The organism is Acidovorax delafieldii 2AN (genome assembly GCF_000175235.1).
Lineage (GTDB): Bacteria > Pseudomonadota > Gammaproteobacteria > Burkholderiales > Burkholderiaceae_C > Acidovorax > Acidovorax delafieldii_B.
On the sequence record NZ_ACQT01000049.1, the window covers coordinates 1 to 21,273 of the forward strand.

Annotated in this window: 16 protein-coding genes and 1 pseudogene; 6 read left to right on the forward strand and 11 right to left on the reverse strand. The window is 67.8% G+C overall.

Going from position 1 to position 21,273, the window contains the following annotated elements; all coding sequences use genetic code 11:
* The 3 genes and pseudogenes from ACDELDRAFT_RS08955 to mltG form a co-directional block, all read right to left on the reverse strand.
* A pseudogene (locus ACDELDRAFT_RS08955) lies at positions 1-626 on the reverse strand (DNA polymerase III subunit delta'); the annotation flags it as partial.
* The gene (gene tmk / locus ACDELDRAFT_RS08960) at positions 623-1,300 is read right to left on the reverse strand and encodes a dTMP kinase (RefSeq protein WP_005795723.1); all 678 of its coding nucleotides are present in this window, start codon (positions 1,298-1,300) and stop codon (positions 623-625) included. The gene tmk and the pseudogene ACDELDRAFT_RS08955, both read right to left, overlap by 4 nt.
* A gap of 96 nt (positions 1,301-1,396) precedes the next feature.
* A complete protein-coding gene (gene mltG, locus ACDELDRAFT_RS08965) occupies positions 1,397-2,380 on the reverse strand; it encodes an endolytic transglycosylase MltG (protein WP_420042319.1) in 984 nt (327 codons plus the stop codon).
* Positions 2,381-2,425: 45 nt separating this feature from the next.
* On the opposite strand from mltG, the gene ygfZ reads away from it, so the two are divergent.
* Positions 2,426-3,340 (forward strand): CAF17-like 4Fe-4S cluster assembly/insertion protein YgfZ, encoded by a 915-nt coding sequence (gene ygfZ / locus ACDELDRAFT_RS08970; RefSeq protein ID WP_005795727.1) that lies wholly within the window; start codon positions 2,426-2,428, stop codon positions 3,338-3,340.
* 161 nt (positions 3,341-3,501) lie between these two features.
* Here ygfZ and ACDELDRAFT_RS08975 read toward each other — a convergent pair whose 3' ends face one another.
* From ACDELDRAFT_RS08975 to ACDELDRAFT_RS08985, 3 genes are read right to left on the reverse strand one after another with little or no spacing between them, the layout of a single operon-like run.
* Positions 3,502-4,359, reverse strand: a complete 858-nt coding sequence (locus tag ACDELDRAFT_RS08975) for a YbgC/FadM family acyl-CoA thioesterase (RefSeq protein WP_005795729.1) — start codon at positions 4,357-4,359, stop codon at positions 3,502-3,504.
* 8 nt (positions 4,360-4,367) lie between these two features.
* A complete protein-coding gene (locus ACDELDRAFT_RS08980) occupies positions 4,368-5,330 on the reverse strand; it encodes an alpha/beta hydrolase (RefSeq protein WP_040328598.1) in 963 nt (320 codons plus the stop codon).
* Positions 5,331-5,385: 55 nt separating this feature from the next.
* Positions 5,386-6,255, reverse strand: a complete 870-nt coding sequence (locus tag ACDELDRAFT_RS08985) for a 2-keto-4-pentenoate hydratase (protein ID WP_005795732.1) — start codon at positions 6,253-6,255, stop codon at positions 5,386-5,388.
* Between the two features lie 59 nt (positions 6,256-6,314).
* Here ACDELDRAFT_RS08985 and ACDELDRAFT_RS08990 point away from each other — a divergent pair, with 59 nt between their 5' ends.
* The gene (locus ACDELDRAFT_RS08990; RefSeq protein ID WP_005795734.1) at positions 6,315-7,451 is read left to right on the forward strand and encodes an iron-containing alcohol dehydrogenase; all 1,137 of its coding nucleotides are present in this window, start codon (positions 6,315-6,317) and stop codon (positions 7,449-7,451) included.
* 620 nt (positions 7,452-8,071) lie between these two features.
* Entirely contained in the window at positions 8,072-10,912 is a 2,841-nt protein-coding gene (locus ACDELDRAFT_RS23625; RefSeq protein WP_005795736.1) for a bifunctional diguanylate cyclase/phosphodiesterase, read from the forward strand.
* Positions 10,913-11,146: 234 nt separating this feature from the next.
* On the opposite strand, the gene ACDELDRAFT_RS09000 is transcribed toward ACDELDRAFT_RS23625, so the two are convergent.
* The 5 genes from ACDELDRAFT_RS09000 to ACDELDRAFT_RS09020 all read right to left on the reverse strand — a co-directional run bounded on the left by ACDELDRAFT_RS09000 (position 11,147) and on the right by ACDELDRAFT_RS09020 (position 17,660).
* A complete protein-coding gene (locus ACDELDRAFT_RS09000) occupies positions 11,147-12,337 on the reverse strand; it encodes a hypothetical protein (RefSeq protein ID WP_005795738.1) in 1,191 nt (396 codons plus the stop codon).
* Positions 12,338-12,493: 156 nt separating this feature from the next.
* Positions 12,494-13,321 carry an HDOD domain-containing protein gene (locus ACDELDRAFT_RS09005; protein ID WP_005795740.1) on the reverse strand — a complete coding sequence of 276 codons (828 nt, stop codon included), beginning with the start codon at positions 13,319-13,321 and terminating at the stop codon, positions 12,494-12,496.
* 48 nt (positions 13,322-13,369) lie between these two features.
* A complete protein-coding gene (locus ACDELDRAFT_RS09010) occupies positions 13,370-15,739 on the reverse strand; it encodes a Tex family protein (RefSeq protein WP_005795742.1) in 2,370 nt (789 codons plus the stop codon).
* Between the two features lie 202 nt (positions 15,740-15,941).
* The gene (locus tag ACDELDRAFT_RS09015; RefSeq protein WP_005795744.1) at positions 15,942-16,835 is read right to left on the reverse strand and encodes a sensor histidine kinase; all 894 of its coding nucleotides are present in this window, start codon (positions 16,833-16,835) and stop codon (positions 15,942-15,944) included.
* Positions 16,836-16,868: 33 nt separating this feature from the next.
* Complete coding sequence (locus ACDELDRAFT_RS09020) at positions 16,869-17,660, reverse strand: LuxR C-terminal-related transcriptional regulator (protein ID WP_005795745.1); 792 nt, start codon at positions 17,658-17,660, stop codon at positions 16,869-16,871.
* Positions 17,661-18,116: 456 nt separating this feature from the next.
* Between ACDELDRAFT_RS09020 and ACDELDRAFT_RS09025 the strand changes: the two genes are divergently transcribed.
* The 3 genes from ACDELDRAFT_RS09025 to ACDELDRAFT_RS09035 all read left to right on the forward strand — a co-directional run bounded on the left by ACDELDRAFT_RS09025 (position 18,117) and on the right by ACDELDRAFT_RS09035 (position 21,156).
* Complete coding sequence (locus ACDELDRAFT_RS09025; RefSeq protein WP_005795747.1) at positions 18,117-18,845, forward strand: hypothetical protein; 729 nt, start codon at positions 18,117-18,119, stop codon at positions 18,843-18,845.
* A 93-nt stretch (positions 18,846-18,938) separates the two neighbouring features.
* The gene (locus tag ACDELDRAFT_RS09030; protein WP_005795749.1) at positions 18,939-19,349 is read left to right on the forward strand and encodes a hypothetical protein; all 411 of its coding nucleotides are present in this window, start codon (positions 18,939-18,941) and stop codon (positions 19,347-19,349) included.
* A 79-nt stretch (positions 19,350-19,428) separates the two neighbouring features.
* A complete protein-coding gene (locus ACDELDRAFT_RS09035) occupies positions 19,429-21,156 on the forward strand; it encodes a DUF4384 domain-containing protein (protein WP_005795751.1) in 1,728 nt (575 codons plus the stop codon).
* Positions 21,157-21,273 lie beyond the last annotated feature (117 nt).

Here is a 21,273-nt window from a genome sequence, read left to right on the forward strand (position 1 = left end):
GCGGCGGATTCGACGCCCTGCCCCACCAGCCACTGCAGCATCTCGGCCTCGGCAGGCCAGACCATGGCGTGGCCCAGGCAGCGGCTGCGGATGGTGGGCAGCAACTGGTGCGCGGCCTCGCTGGCCAGCACGAAGCGCACGTCGCCCGCGGGCTCCTCCAGGGTCTTGAGCAACGCATTCGCCGTGACGTGGTTCATCTGCTCTGCCGGATACACCAGCACGGCCTTGCCCCGCCCCCGCGCAGACGTGCGCTGCGCGAATTCAACGGCATCGCGCATCGCCTCGACGCGGATCTCGCGGCTGGGCTTGCGCTTCTTGTCGTCGATGTCGGCCTGGGCCTTTTCAGACAGAGGCCAGCCCAGCGCCAGCATCTGCACCTCGGGCATCAGCACGCACAGGTCGGCGTGGGTGCGCACGTCAATGGCGTGGCAGCTGCCGCACTGGCCGCAAGCACCTTGTGCACCGGGCGCATCGCACAGCCAGGCACGCACCAGTTCCAGGCCCAGCGCGTATTGCCCCAGCCCCGAAGGCCCCTGCAGCAGCCAGGCGTGGCCGCGCTGTGCAAGCAAGGTGGCGCGCTGCGCGGCAATCCAGGGCGCCAGGGCCACCACAGACGTGCCACTCATTGGCCGCCCCCCTGGGTGGCAACCATGATGGCCAGCCACCCGCGGCGCACGAACACGCTGGTGAGCTGCTGCCACACACGGTGGCGGTCCAGCGCGGCATCGAGGCGTGCGAAACGTTGCGGGGCGGTGGCTGCCCGGTCGGCGTAGCCCTGCGCCACGCGGCGGAAGAACTCCACCGGCTGGGCTTCGAAGCGGTCGGGCACGCGTGCGCCGGCAAGGCGCTGCGCCGCGATCTCAGGCGCCAGGTCAAACCACACCGTGAGATCGGGGTTGCGCATGAAACCGGGCTCTTGCGCAAGCCCGGTCTGCACCATAAGCTCTAATTTTGATAGCACTTCAAGATCGAAGCCACGCCCAGCGCCCTGGTAGGCAAACGTGGCGTCGGTAAAACGGTCGCACAGCACCACGTCGCCGCGCGCCAGTGCGGGCTCGATCACCTGGCACAGGTGGTCGCGGCGAGCGGCAAAGATCAGCAGCGACTCGGTCAGCGCGTCCATGGGGTCGTTCAGCACCATGGCGCGCAGCTTTTCGGCCAGCGGCGTGCCCCCGGGCTCGCGGGTAACGGTCACCGTGCGCCCCTGCGCACGGAAGGCCTCGGCCAACCCTTCGATGTGCGAAGACTTTCCAGCGCCATCAATGCCTTCAAACGTGATGAACAAGCCAGGTCGGGACATGGATACCTTTATGAAACGGTGGTGCCGCCAGCACCCGGCCAGCGCGGCGCGCAAAGGGCGCGCCCACGGGCGGCCCTGACCAGTCGGGCCCGCACTTCACTGGCCACGCTGGTAGCGGTTGACGGCACGATTGTGCTCGTCCAGCGAGGCACTGAAGTGGCTGCTGCCATCACCCTTGGCCACGAAATACAGCGCACGCGTGCGCTCGGGTTGCACCGCCGCCAGCAGCGCGGCCTTGCCCGGCATGGCAATGGGCGTGGGGGGCAGCCCGACGCGGGTGTAGGTGTTCCAGGGCGTGTCGGCCAGCAGGTCGCGGCGGCGCAGGTTGCCGTCGAACTTCTCGCCCAGGCCGTAGATCACCGTGGGGTCGGTCTGCAAAAGCATGCCGCTGCGCAGGCGGTTGACGAACACGCCGGCGATCTGGCCCCGGTCGGCGGCGCGGCCGGTTTCCTTTTCGACGATGCTGGCCAGGATGAGGGCTTCGTCGGCCGACTTGAGCGGGGTATCGGCCGCGCGCTGGGCCCAGGCGGCCTCAAGGCGCCGGTCCATGGCGTGCAGGGCGCGGCGCAGCAACGCCAGATCGCTCGTGCCCTTGGCGTAGGCGTAGGTGTCGGGGAAGAACCGCCCCTCGGGGTGCACCCCCGGCCGGCCGAGCTGCGCCATGAGCGCATCGTCGGACAGGCCGGCGGAGTCGGGCTTGAGCTGGTCCTCCCGGGCCAGCGCCTGGCGCACCTGCCGCCAGTTCCAGCCTTCGACGAGCGTGAGCGCGCGCAGGGATTCCTCGCCCCGCGCCAGTTTGTTCAGCAGGCCGATCGGCGTAGTGCCCGGGGGAATTTCGTAGTTGCCCGCCTTGATGGCGCGGTCCTGGCCCGAAAAGCGGAACCAGGCATAGAGCAGTCGGGCATCCGTCTGCACCCCGGCCGCCACCACATCGCGGGCCACGCCGCGTGGGGTGGTGCCGGGCTCGATGGCCAGTTCCAGCGCCTGCGCGCCCACGGGCAACGGCTGGTGCAGCCACCAGTAGGCAGCGCCCCCCAGTGCGATCAAAACCAACACGATCAAAGCCAGTAAACGTCGCACAACCCTGCTGCCTGTATGTATGGGACCGGGCATCATAATTCAGCCATGACCCTGTCTCTCAACGGTATTGCCCCCCTGCCCCATCTCGGCGTGATTCGCGTGGAAGGCGAAGACGCTGCCAAGTTTCTGCACGGCCAGCTCACCCAGGATTTCGCGCTGCTCGACCTGCAGCACGCGCGCCTGGCGGCCTTTCTGTCGCCCAAGGGCCGCATGCAGGCCAGCTTCATCGGCTTCAAGTGCAGTGCCACCGAAGTGCTGCTGATCTGCAGCCGCGACCTGCTGGCGCCCACGCTCAAGCGCCTGTCGATGTTCGTGCTGCGAGCCAAGGCCCGGCTGAGCGACGCCAGCGCGGACTACGCCCTGTATGGGCTGGCGGGAAGCGCTATTGAATCAGTAGCTGGTGGCGCGCAACCAGCCTGGACAAAGGCCGATTTCGGCGCTGCAACCGTCGTCCATCTGTACCCGGCCCTGGGCCAGCCCCGCGCAATATGGGTGGCGCCTGCCACCGAACCGGCGCCGGCGGGTGCCACGCTGGACACCGCCCTGTGGCAGTGGAGCGATGTGCAAAGCGGCGTGGCCACGCTCACCGCCCCGGTGGTCGATGCCTTCGTGCCGCAGATGCTCAACTACGAGTCGGTGGACGGCGTCAACTTCAAGAAAGGCTGCTACCCCGGCCAGGAGGTGGTGGCACGCAGCCAGTTCCGTGGCACCCTCAAGCGCAGGGCGTACATCGCTCATGCCGATGCGCCCATGGCCGTGGGCGCGGAAATCTTTGCCGCCAGCGACCTGGAGCAGCCTTGCGGCACCGTTGTGCAGGTGGCGCCCGCACCGGGCGGCGGCGTGGATGCCATCGTGTCGCTGCAGATTGCTGCCACCCAAGACGCCCTGCAGGTGGGTGCAGCCGGCGGCGTACCGATCACGCTGAGCGCCCTTCCCTACCCACTGCTCGACGACATTTGAGGTTGCCGGGCGGTAGCTGCGGCTGCGGCCGCCGCGCCCGGATCGCCGGGGCGCGCGACGTTCTGCGGAAATTCAGGCAAAAATCGTCCGCAGTCCTTACCAATCAAGCGCGGCAAGCTTCTTTTTTCATAGCACTTAAAATACGGAGCAACGGCCAACGGCTAAAGGCTGCGCGCCATGGCGACGTGGGCGATGCCCGCTTCCTCATAGGGGGCACCCACGGGGGCAAACCCCGCACGGCGATAGAAGCCTTCGGCGCTGCATTGGGCATGCAGTTGCACCTCGCGGTCGCCACGGACGCGCGATGCCTCCACCAGCGCCTCCAGCAACTGCCGCCCCCACTGGGCGCCCCGCACCGATCGGTCCACGGCCATGCGGCCGATGCGGCCCACCCCGGGCGCTTCCTGCAGCAGCCGGCCCGTGGCCACGGGCATGCCCAGGCGGTTATAGACCACCGCATGGCGCGCGGTGGCATCCAGCGCATCGGCCTCGATGTCGGCAGGGATGCCCTGCTCGCGCACGAACACGGCGGTGCGCAGGCGGCCGGCGTCGCGGCCCAGGGCGTTCCAGTCGCCGGTCTTCACCTCGGCCATGTCCACGCCGGCCTCGAAGCCTTCGAAGATGGCGCGCAGCGAGGGCGGCACGGGGCGCGATGTCTGGGTGGCCGGGTCGGCAAACACATAGACCAGCTCACCCGAAACCAGCAGCTGGTCGCCCGCGAAAATGCCTGCCTCGAACAGACAGGAGGAATTGCCCACGCGCGTGCAGCGCAGGCCCACATCCAGCGTGTCATCGAGGCGCGCCGAGGCGTGGTACTCGACCGTGGCCTTCTTCACATACATTTCGCCGCCCAACGCCAGCATGCTCGACTCATACGGCAGGGCCAGCGCGCGCCAGTAGTCGGACATGGCGGTATCGATGTACATCAGGTAGTGCGCGTTGAACACGATCTTCTGCATGTCCACCTCGGCCCAGCGCACGCGCAGGCGGTGAAAGCAGCGAAAGCTGCTGCGTTGCATGGTCACTTTCAGTCCTTGTGAAAAGCCTGGCGCAGCGCCTGGGCCGCGTCGGCATGGGCCTTGCGCGCCTCGGGAATGGCACGGCCCATCTTGATGAATTCGTGGGTCACGCCTCGGTAGATTTCCAGCTCGACCGGCACGCCGGCCAGGCGCAGCTTGTCGGCGTAATCGACGCCCTCGTCCACCAGCGGGTCACATTCGGCCAGGCCCAGCCAGGCCGGCGCCACGCCGTCGACATCGGGCGCGTACAGGGGGGCAAAGCGCCAGTCTTCGCGCTCCTCGCGGCTGCGCACATAGTTGCCAAAGAACCAGCTGATGGCGGGCTCCTCCAACACCAGCCCGCGCGCAAAGGTGGCGTGGGAAGGCGTGTCCTGGTGGGCCGCACAACCGGGGTAGAACAGCAACTGCAGCGCCAGCGCGATACCGGCGTCCCGCGCCAGGATGGCGTTCACGGCGGCCAGGGTGCCGCCGGCGCTGTCGCCGCCCACGGCCAGGCGTGCAGGGTCCGCACCCAGGGACGTCGCGTGGGCCGCCAACCATTGCAGGGCGTCCCACGCATCGTTGGTGGCGGTGGGAAAGCGGTGCTCGGGCGCAAGGCGGTAGTCGAGCGACACCACCATGCACCCGGCCAGCCGCGCCAGTTCGCGGCACAGGGTGTCGTGCGTGGCAATGCTGCCAATGGTGAAGCCCCCGCCGTGCAGGTACAGCAGCAGCGGCAGACCGGCCGCCGTGGTCGGCGCGTACAGCCGCGCGGGCAGGACATGGCCGTCGCGTGCGGGAATGCCCACATCCTCCACCCGGGCCAAGGGCGCCTTGGGCACTTCGAGCACACCCGCGCCGGCCTCGTAGGCGATGCGGGCATCCTGTGGCGAGCGCGTGTGCAGTGGCGGGTGCCCCGCGCGGGCCATGCGTTCGAGCACGCTGCGCATCTGGGGAGTGAGGCGGGTGTGGTGGATGTGCAGATCAGTCAACGGTCAGGGTCTCGGGGAAAGCCGCCCGCGCAGGCCGCGGGCAAGGGGCGCATTGTTACCTGAAGCCCAGGCGCACCGGCGCGGCACCCGGCAGACCGTCGTACGTGGCGGTGACCGAGAGGCCGGACTTGGGCGGCAACAGCGGTGAGAACGAGCCCAGGCTGATCAGATCGCCCGGCTGCATCGCAAGCCCCTCCTGGGCCAGCGCGCCCGCCAGCCACACTACGGCATTGAGCGGATGGTCGAGAATATCGCTGCCCTTGCCGCCACCCAGGCGCGTGCCGTTGCCATCGGCAAGCGACACGTTCATGTCGGCCAGCGCCTGCAGCATCGCATACCGCTCGGCCCGGTAGGCCGGCACGGCCAGCGGCGTGCCGGCCACGCCCAGGCGCGCGCCCACGTTGATGGCGCTCACGCCGGCACCATTGAGCTTGGGCGGCGCCTGCACCAGCAGGTCCGGCAGCTCGATGAACGGGATGACCTGGTCCACTGCCTCCAGCACCTCCATGGGCGTGCGGGCGTGGTTGATGGCGGCACTCTTCACGCGCACCAGCATGTCGGCTTCGTACAGCGGCCGGGCGCCAAACGCTGCATCCACCATGGCACCGCTGGGCAAGACCATGCCCTCGTACAGCTTGCCCCACACCGGCTTGTCGGTGTTGAAACGCTTTTGCACCGCCGGATTGGTCAGCCCGGCCTTGTATCCGATCACCTTGCCCAGCCGCTGCGCCAGCAACTGGTTGACCTTGGAACGCGTGCATGCGCCGTCGGCGTCCGAGAGGTTCTCGGGGTTGGCCGCCGGTGTCTTGGCCATGTAGTGGGCCACCATGTCGGCGGCCTGCGCGTCGGTCAGGCACTCGGCCTGTGCGGCTGTCGCAAAGGCGACGGATAGCGCCAGCGCAATGAGGGTTTGCTTCGTGGTCATGCGTGTCTCCGGGTTGTAAAGTGTTTGACGTCATCGTAAACGCAACTCCTCCCATCGCCATGGCTCTCATTTACTACGTCACCCAAGTCCAGTTCGAGTTCGGCGCCGTCAAGCTCCTGAAGCAGGAGTGCGAACGCGTGGGCATCACGCGCCCGCTGGTCGTGACCGATCCCGGGGTCAAAGCAGCCGGCGTGCTGCAGAAGGCGCTGGACGCCCTGCCTGGCATGACCGTGGCCGTGTTCGACCGGACCCCCTCCAACCCCACCGAGGCCGCCGTGCGCGCCGCCGTCGAGGTGTACAAGGCGCAGGGCTGCGATGGCCTCATCGCCGTGGGCGGCGGCTCAGCCATCGACTGCGCCAAGGGCATCGCCATCGCCGCCACGCACGAGGGCCCGCTCACGCACTACGCCACCATCGAAGGCGGCTCGCCGCGCATCACAGCCGTCGCAGCGCCGCTGATCGCCGTGCCCACCACCAGCGGCACGGGCAGCGAAGTGGCGCGCGGTGCCATCATCATCGTGGACGACCACCGCAAGCTCGGCTTCCATTCCTGGAACCTAGTGCCCAAGGCGGCCATCTGCGACCCCGAACTCACGCTGGGCCTGCCGCCCATGCTCACGGCCGCCACGGGCATGGACGCCATCGCGCATTGCATGGAGACCTTCATGTCGGCCGCCTTCAACCCGCCGGCCGACGGCATCGCGCTCGACGGGCTGGAACGCGGCTGGGCCGCTATCGAGCGCGCCACGCGCGACGGCTCCGACCGCGAAGCGCGCCTGAACATGATGAGCGCCAGCATGCAGGGCGCCATGGCCTTCCAGAAGGGCCTCGGCGCCGTGCACTCGCTGAGCCACAGCCTGGGCGGCGTGAACCCGCGCCTGCACCACGGCACGCTCAACGCCATGTTCCTTCCGTCCGTGGTGCGCTTCAACGCGCAGGCCGAATCGGTGCGCAAGGACCGGCGCCTTGAGCGCATGGCGCATGCCATGGGTCTGGGCAGCGCGGGCGATATCCCCGAGGCCATCCGCGACATGAACGCCCGCCTGGGCCTGCCCACGGGCCTGGCCGCCATGGGCGTGACCGAGGCGATGTTCGACGACGTGATCAAGGGCGCGCTGGCCGACCACTGCCACAAGACCAACCCGCGCATGGCCACCGCCGACGAATACCGCGACCTCCTCGCGCAGGCACTCTGAGGCCAGGCTTTCCGCGCGCTCGCCAGCGGCGGACATTGACCTGTCCCATGCTTCAGCACGGTGGCTGGCGGCAATGGGCCGCTGCGCCAGCCACCCCACAGGCTGCCGGCCAACCCCATGCACGCAACGGGGCACAGGAAGGCGGTCCGACCACTGCCCAACCAACGCACCCGCACCCGCCACGGGGATAGAAGGGTGACGCGCTGTGCCCCTTGAGGCTTGCGCAGGCGGTGGCATGCGGCATGCTTCCTTGCATTTGGCACGTTGAATGGAATGATCAACGCGGTGCCATTGGGTTGAACGTCTGATGCCTGGGTGGATGCGCCAGACGGGCAGCTCCTGCCGCGTAACGCCTGCAAGCCTGCGCGCATCCGCTGCCCCGCATTGACCGACACCCCAAGCCGACACGCTTGCATTCCTGCCTGCCGTGCGCGCGGCCCGAGCCGTTTGGCTGGGAGCAACGCCCCGCCCGCGGCAAGGTCGGTCCCACTGCAGAAACTGGCGCGCCAGTACCCGCCGTCGCGCCCAGACCTTACATGGCTCGCACGACGGCGCTAAACTTCCCCGCAGGAAACATTCCTTCACATCTGACCTGCATTGATCGCACAGCGAGATTGCCCATGCGCCGAGTGAAACTACAAACATGGTTGGCGCACGGGACCTATCCCCGGCTGTTCATCCCCATCCTGCTCATCATGGTGCTGGTCACTGGCGTGCGTTACCACGCGCTGGTGGCCACCGAGACCGACGAGGCGCACGAGCGCGCGACCGCCGAGCTGGGCCGCATCGCCTACATCCTGCTGCCGTCGCTGATGCGGCAGAAAGCCCCCACGCTGCAAGACATCGAGCAGGCGCTGGACGATGGCACGCCCCAGCTGCCGCCCGCGCTGCTGATGCTGCAGTGGCAGGTGGACGCGGGTGCGCCGGTCACGTGGCAGCGCCCCGCCGCAGCCCCCAGCGCGCCCGACTGGTTCTCGAAATACCTTGGCATCGAGCCCCCGCAACGGCAATTCGTGCGGCGGCTCGACGATGGGCGAACGGGCACGCTGACGGTCACCCTGGCACCCCAGACACTCACGGACCAGGTGTGGCGCAACGTGGTGGTCCAGTCGCGCATTTCTGCACTGAACATCTTCACGATCCTGTTCCTGCTGACCCTGCTCCTGCGCGCCAACGCACGCATGCTGGCGCGGCTGGCCACGGCGTCGGACCAGTTCAAGCAAGGCCACCTCGACACCCGCATGGCCGTCACCGGCTCGCTCGAGGCACGCGCCATGGCCCGCGCCTTCAACGACATGGCCACCAAGGTGCAGTCGCTGGTGCACTCGCTGCGCGAAACGCAGCGCCTGCAGAGCGAGCAACTGCATTTCACCCGGCAGTTGATCGACGCGTTGCCGCTGCCCGTTTTCGTGCGCAGCGCCAAAGGCGTGGGCCTTGACGCCAACAAGGCCTGGCGCGGCCTTTTCGAGCGGCCCTGGCCGCACTCCGCCAGCATGCCGGCGGACGATACGCCCGGCGGCGCCGAGCGATCGGCCGAACTGCAGGCCCTGCTGGTGACCCGCCCACAGGGCAGCGTGGTCGAGGTGCACCCGGTGCACCTGCCCGCGCGCGAGATGGTGTACTACCAGGCTGGCTTCACGACCACCGACGGTGCCGTGGCCGGAACCATTGGCGCGCTGGTGGACATCACCGAACGCCGGCAGGCAGAAGAAGCCCTGCGCGCTGAAAAGGAACGCGCCGAAGTCACGCTGGCCTCGATTGCCGACGGCGTGATCACCACGGACCAGGGCGGGCGCATCGAGACCATCAACGAGGCAGCCCAGTTCATGACGGGCTACACGGCGCAACAGGCGCTGGGGCGGGCGCTGCCCGAGGTCTTCAAGCTCTACGAGAAACCCCTGGGCCTGGCTACGAGCGAAGAAGCCAGGCCCGGGGCCGACCCCTTGCTCACCCCCAAGGCAACGCACCAGGTGCTCATCCATCGCTCGGGCGAGCGCTATGCCATCGAGTACACGGCGGCGCCCATCCGGCAGGCCGACGGCACCGTGGCGGGGCGCGTGCTGGTGTTTCGCGACGTCACCGAAACGCGCAACCTGCGCCAGCAGCTTTCCTGGCACGCGCGCCACGACGCACTGACCGGCCTGTACAACCGCACCGCGCTGGCCGTGCGGCTTACCCATGCCATCTTCACGGCGCGAAGCCAGGGCAACGTGCTGGCGGTCTGCCTGATCGACCTGGACCATTTCCAGGCCATCAACGAACAGCACGGCATTCTGGTGGGCGACCGCCTGCTCAAGGAAGTCGCCCTGCGCCTGACGGCCTTTGCCCGGCCCACCGACGCCGTGGCACGCATGGGCGGTGACGAATTCGCGCTGCTGCTGGGCGAATTGCCTCATGCCCGCGCCATCGAAGAGCGCCTGACGCTGCTCCTGGCCCAACTGGCCCAGCCGTACGCCATCGACGACCTGGCGCTGCAGTGCACCGCCAGCGTGGGCGTGGCCGTTTTCCCGCCCGACAACGCCGGCCCCGACACCTTGCTGCGCCACGCCGACCAAGCCATGTGCCAAGCCAAGGCGGCGGGCCGCAACCAGATGCATTTCTTCGACGTGCGGCTGGACCGCGAGGTGCAGACCCTGCATTCGCAGCAGACCCGCATCGCACAGGCATTGCACGCGGGCGAGTTGCGCCTTCACTACCAGCCCAAGGTCAACCTGCGCACGGGCGAGATCGTGGGCATGGAAGCACTGATGCGGTGGCAACACCCCGAGCGCGGGCTGCTGGGCCCGCACGAAATCTTCCCGCTGATTGACGACACCGACCTCATCGTTGCCGTGGGCGAATGGGCGCTGCAGGAAGCTCTGGCGCAGATGCGGGTGTGGACGCGGGCGGGAATGGGGTGGTCGGTCAGCGTCAATATCGCCGCGCGGCAATTCCACGGCGGCAACTTCGTGGACCGCCTCAAGGACATTCTGCATGGCTGCCCCGAGGTGCCACCCGCCCGGCTGGAACTCGAGATCCTGGAGTCCGCGGCGCTCGAGGACATCCAGTACATGCGCCAGATGATGCACAAATGCCAGGCGCTGGGCGTGCGCTTTGCACTGGATGATTTCGGCACCGGGTTCTCGTCGCTGTCGTACCTCAAGCGGTTGCCCGCCGAAACCATCAAGATCGACCAGTCGTTCGTCAAAGGCATCCTGCACGACCCCGACGACCTGACGCTCGTGGGCGCGATCGTTGCGCTGGCGTCCGCCTTCCACCGCCAGGTCATCGCCGAGGGAGCTGAGTCCCGCGCGCATTGCGAAAAGCTACTGCAACTGGGGTGCGAGCTGGCACAAGGCCATGGCATCGCCCCGGCCATGCCTGCGCACGAGGTGATGGAGTGGGCGCGCAACCACCAGGCCACCCGCCCCGACTGGTGGGCGCACAGCCTTTCCGCGCCCCTGCCGCCGGACGCAGCCTGACCCGGGCGCGCGGCGCATTCGCCACGGCATGGGTCGGGGCCCGCAGGCATGCGGCGATGCCCGCCCGCACGGTTGGAAACGGCGCCCTGCACGGCCGCGGCCATGCCCTTGCAGTGCGGATGCAACGGCGATGGCAACGGCGATGAGGTGCAGGCCCCCCTGCGACCCAAAATGCGACTCAAGCGAGGCCCCAATCCGGTCTATCGCGCACCCATTGAGCCACCCGCCGAGGCCCTACAGAGGTTGCACCACACCCAGGTCGGGCCTGTGCAGCCAGGCCGCCCATTCATCGGCCAGTTGCTGGCTGGCACGCACCGCAGCCTGCCACACCCGGGCGCGCGCGGCAGTGTCTGCGCCGTACTGCATGAAGTCGTTGCGGTCGGGCAGCTTGGCGTTGGGCAGCGTTTTCACCCATTCGGGATTGGGGGCCAGCAGCACCATGGCGTCGAGCGCAGGCGTCGCCCGGTGCCGCCACGGCAGCCGTTTGTCGAGCCAGCCGGGCACCACGTGGCGTTGGAAATGCGGGTACAACACCAGCCCGTCGGCATGGCGCACGGTTTCGAGGTCAAATCGGCCGCTAGCGCTTGATGGCTGTGCGCTATCAGCTACGTTTTGAATAGCAACCCGTACCGAAGCGCCATAGCGCAGGTGCATGTGGTAGTCGGTGATGCCACCGTCCCAGTACGCGCCGCGGGGCGCGCCCGGTATGTCGTGCACGGCTTGCAGCACGAACGGAATCGAGCAACTCGCCTGCAACGCCGGCATGAAATTGGCGGCGCACAGCGGCACCTGCCGGGTGCGGTAGTCATCGGCCCGAAAAGGCAGGGGTGTGCATCCGTCGGGCCTGCCGGGCCCGTCGGGCGACGAGAACACCACCCGTTCCAGCCAGGCACCCATGGCCCGGCGATGCACGGCGTTCGTGGCAAAGGCCGCCAGATACCCCAGCGGCGTCGCCAGGGCGTGCTCGCGCCGCAGCAGCCCCCGCCCGCGCGAGGCCACCACATGCAGACGGTAGCGCGGATGGTGCAGCACCTCGTCCACCCGCCCCGCGTAGAACGCTGCCAAGCTCTGGCCGAACCGCTCGCTCACATGGGCCGGCGCGGGCCGGCGTCGGCCCGGCGGCAGGTCGTAGTGCTGGTGGATGTAGTCGTGCTCCAGCCGCTCGAAACCCTGCTTCGCATCCCCCAGGCACGCAGTGGCCATGCGCCAGGCGCCGATTGATGCCCCCACCAGATGCACAGGCTGCGCACCAGGCCCGGCCTGCAGCAGCCAGTCGCCAAAGATGAACCGGTCCAGAGGGCCCAGCACCAGCCCTTTGGGGCCGCCCGCCGCGGCCGGAATCACGCGCACATCGCCGGGTTGCAACCCCTGTCGCTCCAGGTGCTGGAGGGCCCGGGGGCCGGCGTGGATGTGCAGGGCTTTCATGGCCCCATTGTCGCAAAGCAACGGGCGCCGGCCGCATCGCTGGCACCGCGCCACGGGCCGCAGCCCCAAGCTAAGGACCGCGCTGTGCCCAGCAGAACACGCCGGACCCAGGGGCGCACAGCTCGACCGCCAAGCCGCAGCCCACGGCCCGCGCGATCACACCATGTAGTCGGAGGCTTCGGGCCGCGCCGTCCAGTCGATGGGATCCTGCTGGAGCACCATGTCGATGTCCAGGCCCAGCACCAGCCCGACCTCGCCGGGAAAGGACACCGCCATTTCCTTTTCGCCCATGTCGGCCTCGCGCGCGCGGGCGCGCCATGACGCGAGGTGAATCACGCCCGCCAGCGGCTCGTAGGCATTGTTGTCCAGCGGGGCGTTCTGGTGCTCGAGCGCATCCACCACCACCTCGGGAAACTGCCAGCGCCGCGCAAGCCCCGCGCTGATGTTGCCGTAGCAGTAGCCAAAAATGCGCTGTTCGATCTTGGAGCGCCGCAGGTCCAGGGGCGGCACCAGCGTATTGATGGACTGCACCTTTTCCGGCTCGGCAAGGTGCAGCAGCAGCTCTCCCACCGCGTGCAGCAGGCCCGCCGTGTACGCGGCGATCTGGTTGTGGTGCACGATGCCCGCCAATGACCGCGCAAGCTTGGCGGTGTTGAGGCTGTAGCGCCAGAACTGCTGCATGTTGATACCCGGCACCGAGCGCGAGGTGGTGCCCAGCGGGGCGGAACTCACCAGGGTGCGCAACTGTACGGCCCCCAGCAGCGCCAGAGCCTCGGGGATGCCGGCGATCTGGCGCTGCATCTGGAAAGCCGGCGCGTTGGCCATCTCCAGCAGCCTGGCGGTCAGCGCCGGGTCGGTGCCGATGACCTGGTTGACGCGGCGCAGGCTGGGCTCCTCATGGGCCAGTTCGGTCATCAGCAACGCGACTGCGCGGGGCAGGCTGGGCAGCGCCACGGGGTGGGCCAGCAGTGCGTTCAGCTCCATGGGGTACAGCGCCTCCGGTTGAGATGGTGGCGATTATGTACCCGGTTGTTACCGATTCTTGGCCTGCTGCAGTTTGGCAAATGCCGAGGCCATGGCCGATGGCTGCGCAGGTTCGGACGCGCGGCGGGGCGGCTGCTGGTAGCCGCGCCCGGCCCCTTCGAAGCGGTTGCCCTGCGCCGCGCCCCGGTCTCCGTGCTGGCGCGGTGGCGCGGCATCGAGCTTCATCGACAGGCCGATGCGCTTGCGCTCCACATCCACTTCCATGACCTTCACCTTGACGATGTCGCCGGTCTTGACCACCTCGCGGGCGTCATTGACAAACTTGTGGGCCAGCTGGCTCACATGCACCAGCCCGTCCTGGTGCACGCCCAGGTCCACGAAGGCGCCGAACTGGGCCACGTTGCTCACGGTGCCTTCCAGGACCATGCCTTCCTTGAGGTCCTTGATGTCTTCCACGCCCTCGTTGAAGCGCGCCACCTTGAAGTCGGGGCGCGGGTCGCGGCCGGGCTTTTCCAGCTCGCCCAGGATGTCCTTGACGGTGATGACACCGAACTTCTCGTTGGCGAACAGTTCGGGCCGCAGCGTCTTGAGCATGTCGGCGCGGCCCATCAGCTCGGCCACGGGCTTGCCGGTCTTGGCCATGATCTGCTCGACCACGGGGTAGGTCTCGGGGTGCACGCCCGTCATGTCGAGCGGGTTCTCGCCGCCACGGATGCGCAGAAAGCCTGCTGCCTGCTCGAAGGTCTTGGGGCCCAGGCCCGCCACGTCAAGCAGTTGCTGGCGGCTCTTGAACGCACCGTTGGCCTCGCGCCAGCGCACCACGGCCTTGGCCACGCTGGGCGAGAGGCCCGAGACGCGCGAGAGCAGCGGCACGCTGGCCGTGTTCAGGTCCACGCCCACCGAGTTCACGCAGTCCTCGACCACGGTGCCCAGGGTGCGCGCCAGCTCGCTCTGGTTCACGTCGTGCTGGTACTGGCCCACGCCGATGCTCTTGGGGTCGATTTTCACCAGTTCGGCCAGCGGGTCCTGCAGGCGGCGCGCAATCGAGGCGGCGCCGCGCAGGCTCACGTCCACATCGGGCATCTCCTGGCTGGCGTATTCGCTGGCGGAGTACACCGAGGCGCCCGCCTCGCTCACCACCACCTTCTCGATCACACGGTCCACCTTGGCGGCGAGCTTGATGAGGTCGGCGGCCAGCTTGTCGGTCTCGCGGCTGGCCGTGCCGTTGCCGATGGCGATGAGGTTCACGCCGTGCTTCTCGCACAGCTTGGCCAGCGTGTGCAGCGAGCCTTCCCAGTCGCGGCGCGGCTCGTGCGGGTACACGGTGGCGGTCTCCACGAGCTTGCCCGTGGCGTCCACCACGGCCACCTTCACGCCGGTGCGGATGCCGGGGTCCAGCCCCATCACCACGCGGGGGCCGGCAGGCGCGGCCAGCAGCAGGTCGCGCAGGTTGTCCGCAAACACCTTGATGGCGACCTTCTCGGCCTCTTCGCGCAAGCGGGCGAACAGGTCGCGCTCGGTCGAGAGGCTGAGCTTGACGCGCCAGGTCCAAGCCACGCACTTGCGGATCAGGTCGTCGGCCTTGCGGCCCGCGTGGCTCCAGCCCAGGTGCAGCGCGATCTTGCCTTCGGCAATGCTGGGCTTGCCCGGCTCGGGCTCGACGGGCAGCACCAGCTTGGCTTCGAGGATCTCGAGCGCCCGGCCCCGGAATACCGCCAGGGCACGGTGCGAGGGCACGCGGCCGATGGGCTCGTCGTACTCGAAGTAGTCGCGGAACTTGGAGACTTCGGGGTCGTTCTCGTTCTTGCCCTCCACCTTCTTGGAGCGCAGCAGGCCCTCGGCCCAGAGCCACTCGCGCAGTTGCTGCACCAGGGCCGGGTCTTCGGCCCAGCGCTCGGAGAGGATGTCGCGCACGCCGTCGAGCACGGCGGGCACGGTGGAAAAGTCCGCGCCGGGCTTACCGTCGTCCAGCACCTCGGGCGGCTTCGTGAACGCTGCGGCCTCGACGGCCGGGTCCAGCGTGGGATCGGCGAACAGCTTGTCGGCCAGCGGCTCGATGCCGAACTCGCGCGCGATCTGGCCCTTGGTGCGGCGCTTTTGCTTGAACGGCAGGTAGATGTCTTCCAGCTCCTGCTTGGTGGGTGCGGCCGCAATGGCGGCACGCAGGGCGTCGGTCAGCTTGCCCTGCTCGTCGATGGCCTTGAGCACGGCGGCGCGGCGGTCTTCCAGCTCGCGCAGGTAGGACAGGCGGGCTTCCAGTTCACGCAACTGGATGTCGTCCAGCCCACCGGTCACTTCCTTGCGGTAGCGGGCGATGAACGGCACCGTGGCGCCGCCGTCCAGCAGCTCGACGGCGGCCTTGACCTGTTGCTCGGTGATCCGGATTTCTTCGGCAATCTGCCGGACGATCTTTTGCATTGCGTTCTATCCTGCGGGGCACATGGACGGGAAAAGCGGGCGAGTGTGCCACAGGCGGCGCCCCCTTCCGCGCCGGCGCCCCGGCCGAGCCTGCCTAGGATTGCTCTATTTTCAATAGCTGTAGACGACCGCTTCACAAGCACTACATGCCGTTTTTGCATGCAATCTCATGCAGCGCCGGGTGGGCGACGGCGAGCGGCCCTCAGGGCGGCAGCGTGCGTGCGGATGCGGCCGCACTTGGGGCTGCAGACGCGTCGGTTGCAGTGGCGCCGTCCGGCACAACCACCCGGACGCAGGTGCCGCCCCCTTCGGGCCGCGTCAGCTCCAGCGCCCCGCCAATCTCCTGTGCACGGCTGCGCATGCCGGGCAGGCCCATGCCAGCGGGGCCGGCGCTTGACACGGCCACGGAGTCTGGCAGGCCCCGCCCGTTGTCGCACACCTCAAGGAACCAGGACTGCAGGTGGGCGTCATGGCCCACGCGCACCGCCACGCGCGTGGCCCGGGCGTGCTGCAGCACGTTGCTGAGGGCCTCCTGCACGATGGAGACCATGTGCAGGCTGCGCTCGGCATCCAGCGCTGGCACGCTGCCCAGGCACTGCACATCCCACTCCATGCGGATGCCGCGCTGGTCCAATGCGGGCTGTACGCGGTGGCGCAAACGTGCGAGGCGGTCTTCCAGCGTGTCGGTGCGGGCATTCATCGAATCCACCACCAGGCGCAGATCCAGCAGGCACAGCTCCAGCGCCTGCAGGGCCTGCGCAGGTGCCGGCGCCAGGGGGTGGAGCATTGCCATGGCGCTGACGAGTTGAGAGCCGAGGTTGTCATGCAGCTCGCGTGCGATGCGCTGGCGCTCGGCCTGCAGTTCCGCGCTGGGGCGCGGGTTGCGCCGGGGTTGCCACTGCAGCGCACGGGGCAGTTGCAACAGGATGAGCCCGCCCAGCACCACTTCGGTGACGATCATCGTTACATCCAGCCAGCGCTGCACGGTCGAACTGCCGAGCCAGCAGTAATGCGACACCATGAGGCTCAGCACCAACTGCACGCCCCACAGCGCGACACACGCCAGCGCAAAGCTTGACGGACGGGTGCGAAACATGAAGGCCCGCTGCGCGGCGACCCTGCCCTCGGCCTAGAACAGCCCACGCAGCGACGCAAAGCGCACGGCCTGGGCGCGGGTGCGCACCTGCAGCTTGCGGTAGATGTTGCGGATGTGCGTGTTCACCGTCATGCAGCTGATCAGCAGGCGCGAACCGATTTCTGTACTCGTGTAGCCGCTGGCCACCATGCGCAGGATCTCTTTCTCGCGTGCGGAGAGACGGTCGGCATCGTCGGGCTGGCGGCGCTTGGGCGCGTCGCCCCGGGTCGTGTCGAAGCGCTGAAGCAGCCGGCGCGCCAAATTGGGCGTGATCGATGCGCCGCCGTTCATCACCTGCAGCACGGCCTGCGAATAGCTGCCAAACCACGAGTTCTTGCTGAGATACCCTGTCGCGCCCAGCTCGAAGGCGCGCAGCACCTGGTCATCGTTTTCCATGACCGATATCACCACCGCCTCGGCCGCTGGCCGCACGGTCTTGAGGTAGTCGAGCAACTCGAAACCCTCGCCATCGCCCAGGTGCAGGTCCACCAGCATCACATCGAACTCATGCTGCTTGATGGCCTTTCGCCCTTCGCGCAGGCTGCCCGCCTGGGCCACCAGCAGCGTGCGCGGCTCGGCCATGAGTTCCTGCGCAATCACCATGCGGATGTGCGCGTCGTCGTCCACCAGCAGCACGCGCACTGGCCGCTCGGCCTGGCCTATCAGGAAATCCGGCCAGATGGACGAGGGGTTGCCGCGCGCTCCGAAGTGCGTCTCCCCTGCGCCACCGTCCGGTGATCGGAAAACTGGCCCGGTAAGGCCGGGCTCGGCGGGATACGTGACCATACACAACCTCCAAGGGTGCGCAGAAGCCGCAACAACACGCACTGCTGCGCGCAATGAATGCCTTCAGGTCGCGACACTAAAAGAAACAGCGGCAAACATCTACACCCGCAATTAACAATTTGCATACGTTTCCAAAGTTACAAACCGAAACTACCTTGTTGAAAAGGGGTTGCCCGGTGAGGCTGGCGGGGCCTGCATCGGCGACTTTGCAACGGCCTGCCAGGGCTCTGACTTTGCCGCCACCCTTGCCGCCAGCGCCGCACCCTCATGCCTGCTCGGTAGCCCGCGCTGGGGATGTGTGGAGCGGAACCGCACCACCACACTGACCCCAGGCAGAACACGCACGGCTTTTCAAACCGCTGCTTCGCGGCGCGAGCCACGGCGTCCTGTCCCGCCAGGCCGCCCCATGGATGGGCCTTGGGAACCGGTATCTGGTCAGCACTCGAAGGAACTGTCATGAAAAAGCTTGCATTTTTTGCACTCAGCACCATCGCTACCGTAGCAATGGCCGTTCAACCCACCAGTCCGGCGGCCATCTCCATCACGGGGGTCTCAAGCCAGATGGCCACGCTGTCGGGCATCACGGTATCGAACACGTCCAACAGCAACAATGACGCGCTGCAGAACGTGTCGAGCAATTCCGGCAAGATCACCATCGCCGGCATTTCCGACCAGAAGACCATCGCCACCGGGGGCTCCCTGAGCAACACCGCCGTCGACAAGAACGACTTCGCCAACCAGAACGTGTCGTCGAACGCCGGCGATGTCGAAGTGGCCAAGGGTGGCCTTTCATTCCAGACCACCACCCTGACGGGCAGCAACGTGACCAACAGCGCCAAGGGCGCGGGCGGCACGGCCGACGCACTGCAGAGCCTGGCCAGCAACAACGGCAAGGTCCGCATCACCGGCGCCTCGATGCAAGGCGTGGCCGCCATGGGCAGCACCGTGAAGAACGAAGCCGACGGCAGCAATTCGCTGGCAACCCAGAACCTCTCGTCCAACTTCGGCGCGGTGACGATCGCCGGGCTGTCCACGCAGGCCACCTACCTGAACAACGCCACAGTGACCAACCAGGCCAAGGGCTACAACAGCCATGCGGCGCAGAACATCGCATCCAACGACGCCTGCAACGAGCCACGCGACCCCTGCGCAGACGGTCGCTGCCAGCGCAGCACGGGCTGGTAAGCCCGCGCATCGCTGCGCCTGCTCCCCAAAAGCTTGCCAGGCCGCCCGCGCGGGGGCCTGGCGCTTTCTCACACAATGACTGGAGGCCGCATCATGGTCGAACACCTCGCGATCCGGGTGGGAATCGCCCTCGGCACGCTGTGCTGCAGTTGGCACGCAGTCGCGCAATACGCTCCAGGGGAAGACCCGGTCATCCTGGACAAGAAAGTCAGCATCCAGATGCTGCCCACGGGCGCCGCGCCGCGCTCGGGCTACATCACGCCTTCCACCGACATGCCCGCATGGCAGAAGGCGCGCATCTCGCGCTATGAGGCCAAGGCGTTCTCGGGCGATCCGGGCGACATCCTGACGAACAAGGACGTGGTGTCCACCGCCACCTCCGATGGCTTCAAGACCACCTGCACCCAGAGCATCGGCAGCACGACCACCCTCACCACCGCAGCGGGCTCGCCCAAGGAACAGATCGTGGTGCTGCGCGGAGACCTTGTGAATATCTGCAATTGAAGGGGCCTGCGACTGCGAGAGGGTCGCTTGCTCCTTCACGTTCCCGCGTAAGCCGCTGCACCGCACCAGGGGAAAGTTCATGAAAACAGCATTGCCCATGTTCCGCGCCTTGCAGCGCCAGCGCCTTGCCTGCACGGCCGCTGCACTCGCGGGGGTGCTGCTGGTGCAGGGCTGCACCATGCCCGTCGATGCACGCAAGGACGCGGCGTTCCAGTCCTACGCCTCGCAGTCGGACCGCCCGGTGGTGCGGCCCACGCGCTCGATCTCCAGCTTCTCGGACTCGCTGATGTGCATGGACCATCTGCTGCGCGAAGCCCAACTGCCCCCCACGCTGATCACCAGCAAGCAGATCCCCGACTACTCCAGCCGTGTGCCCGTGGCCAGCAAGGACATGATCATCACGGCCCTGTCGCAGATGTCGCGGCTGAGCAATGCCTTCCGCTTCGTGGACTACGAAGTCGACATCGCCCGGCAGGACACGGTGCAGAACCTCACCACCATCCTTCTGAACAACAACCAGATGCAGCTGCAGCGGCCCGCGCTGTACCTGTCGGGCGCCGTGGCCTATGTGGACCAGAACGTCATCAGCAACCGCTTCGACGTGGGCACCTCGGCCAGCCGGCTCGACACGGGCTACAGCGCCAGCCGCAATGCCACCATCATCGCCCTCGAAATGCACCTGGGCGACTTTCGCACGCGCACGCTGATTCCGGGGCTCGACTCCGCCAATGAAGTGATCATCGGCGGTGCGGGCCAGGGGCTGGACCTGGCCGGCCGCATCGGCAGCTACGGCGTCAAGTTCAACGTGGGGCGCGACTACGCCCAGGGCGCCGGCAGCGCAATGCGCACCCTCATCGACCTGGGCACCATCGAACTCGTGGGCAAATGGGCCCGTGTGCCCTACTGGCAGTGTTTGACGCTCGACCAGACCCACCCCAACTTCCAGCGCCAGATGCGCGACTGGTTCGACGAGAGCGGCCCGCAGGCGCAGTCGAGCCTGGTGCAAAGCTCGCTGATCAGCCGCGGCTACCTGCCGCTGGGCACCGAGCCCCTGCCAAGCAACAGCCCGCAGTTGCGCACGGCCCTCGCGCGCTTCCAGGCGGACAGCGGGCTGGTGGCCTCGGGCGTGGTGGATTTTCCGACCTACGAACGGGCGCTGAGAAACTACGTCACCCTTGCGCCCGACGGCACGCTGGCCCGCGTAGGCTGGACCAGCACCGGGGCCGTCGCCACCCCCGCAACGGGCGCTTCTGCGGGTGCGGCGGCAGTGCCCGAAGCGACGATTGCCACCGCCCCCGAGGCCACGCGGGTGGAGCTGCAGATCGAAAACCCCCTGCCGGCGGGCGAACGCGCCGCCTTTGAAGAAGGCGAGCAGGTGTTCCTCTCGGCCACGGTATCGCGCACTTCGCACCTGTATTGCTACTTTGCCGACGCCAGGGGCGGCGTGATGCGCCTGCTGCCCAATGCCATCCATCCGCATTCGCTGGTGTCGGCGCAGCTGTCCACGCGCATTCCCGACTGGATGACGCCCAACCCCGCCTTCATCATGGACGCAGGCAAACCCGGCACGGAAAAAGTGGGCTGCTTTGCATCCGACACCGATCCGCTGCCCGCCCTGCCCGCTCCACTGCAAGGCCCCGCCCTCAAGGCCGTGCCGGGCTTCCGGACCATCGACGACGTGAGCGATGCATTTGCCAAGAGCCTGGGCAGCAACGGCTTCACACGCGGTGAGATCCAGTGGCAGGTGACCACCAAGCGCAGCAGCCCGGCCCAGGGCGCCCCCGCCGCAAAACCCGCAGCCCGCTGAAATGCGGCAAGGAGCGCCCGCATGAACCGCAACCCATCTGGACGGCAGGAGGCAAGCCACCGCTGCTGGCCGCGCCTGTGCGGGTGTGCCGCCCTGCTGGTGGCCACCGCGCTCGGA

Excerpts from the sequence above, each read along its gene's own strand:
- ACDELDRAFT_RS08985 (WP_005795732.1), bottom strand. The coding sequence starts at position 6,255 with ATGACCACGAAGCAAACCCTCATTGCGCTGGCGCTATCCGTCGCCTTT.
- ACDELDRAFT_RS09010 (WP_005795742.1), bottom strand. The coding sequence starts at position 15,739 with ATGCAAAAGATCGTCCGGCAGATTGCCGAAGAAATCCGGATCACCGAG.
- ACDELDRAFT_RS09000 (WP_005795738.1), bottom strand. The coding sequence starts at position 12,337 with ATGAAAGCCCTGCACATCCACGCCGGCCCCCGGGCCCTCCAGCACCTG.
- ACDELDRAFT_RS08975 (WP_005795729.1), bottom strand. The coding sequence starts at position 4,359 with ATGCAACGCAGCAGCTTTCGCTGCTTTCACCGCCTGCGCGTGCGCTGG.
- ygfZ (WP_005795727.1), top strand. The coding sequence starts at position 2,426 with ATGACCCTGTCTCTCAACGGTATTGCCCCCCTGCCCCATCTCGGCGTG.
- ACDELDRAFT_RS08990 (WP_005795734.1), top strand. The coding sequence starts at position 6,315 with ATGGCTCTCATTTACTACGTCACCCAAGTCCAGTTCGAGTTCGGCGCC.
- ACDELDRAFT_RS09030 (WP_005795749.1), top strand. The coding sequence starts at position 18,939 with ATGGTCGAACACCTCGCGATCCGGGTGGGAATCGCCCTCGGCACGCTG.
- ACDELDRAFT_RS09005 (WP_005795740.1), bottom strand. The coding sequence starts at position 13,321 with ATGGAGCTGAACGCACTGCTGGCCCACCCCGTGGCGCTGCCCAGCCTG.
- tmk (WP_005795723.1), bottom strand. The coding sequence starts at position 1,300 with ATGTCCCGACCTGGCTTGTTCATCACGTTTGAAGGCATTGATGGCGCT.
- ACDELDRAFT_RS23625 (WP_005795736.1), top strand. The coding sequence starts at position 8,072 with ATGCGCCGAGTGAAACTACAAACATGGTTGGCGCACGGGACCTATCCC.
- ACDELDRAFT_RS09015 (WP_005795744.1), bottom strand. The coding sequence starts at position 16,835 with ATGTTTCGCACCCGTCCGTCAAGCTTTGCGCTGGCGTGTGTCGCGCTG.
- ACDELDRAFT_RS09025 (WP_005795747.1), top strand. The coding sequence starts at position 18,117 with ATGAAAAAGCTTGCATTTTTTGCACTCAGCACCATCGCTACCGTAGCA.
- ACDELDRAFT_RS09035 (WP_005795751.1), top strand. The coding sequence starts at position 19,429 with ATGAAAACAGCATTGCCCATGTTCCGCGCCTTGCAGCGCCAGCGCCTT.
- ACDELDRAFT_RS09020 (WP_005795745.1), bottom strand. The coding sequence starts at position 17,660 with ATGGTCACGTATCCCGCCGAGCCCGGCCTTACCGGGCCAGTTTTCCGA.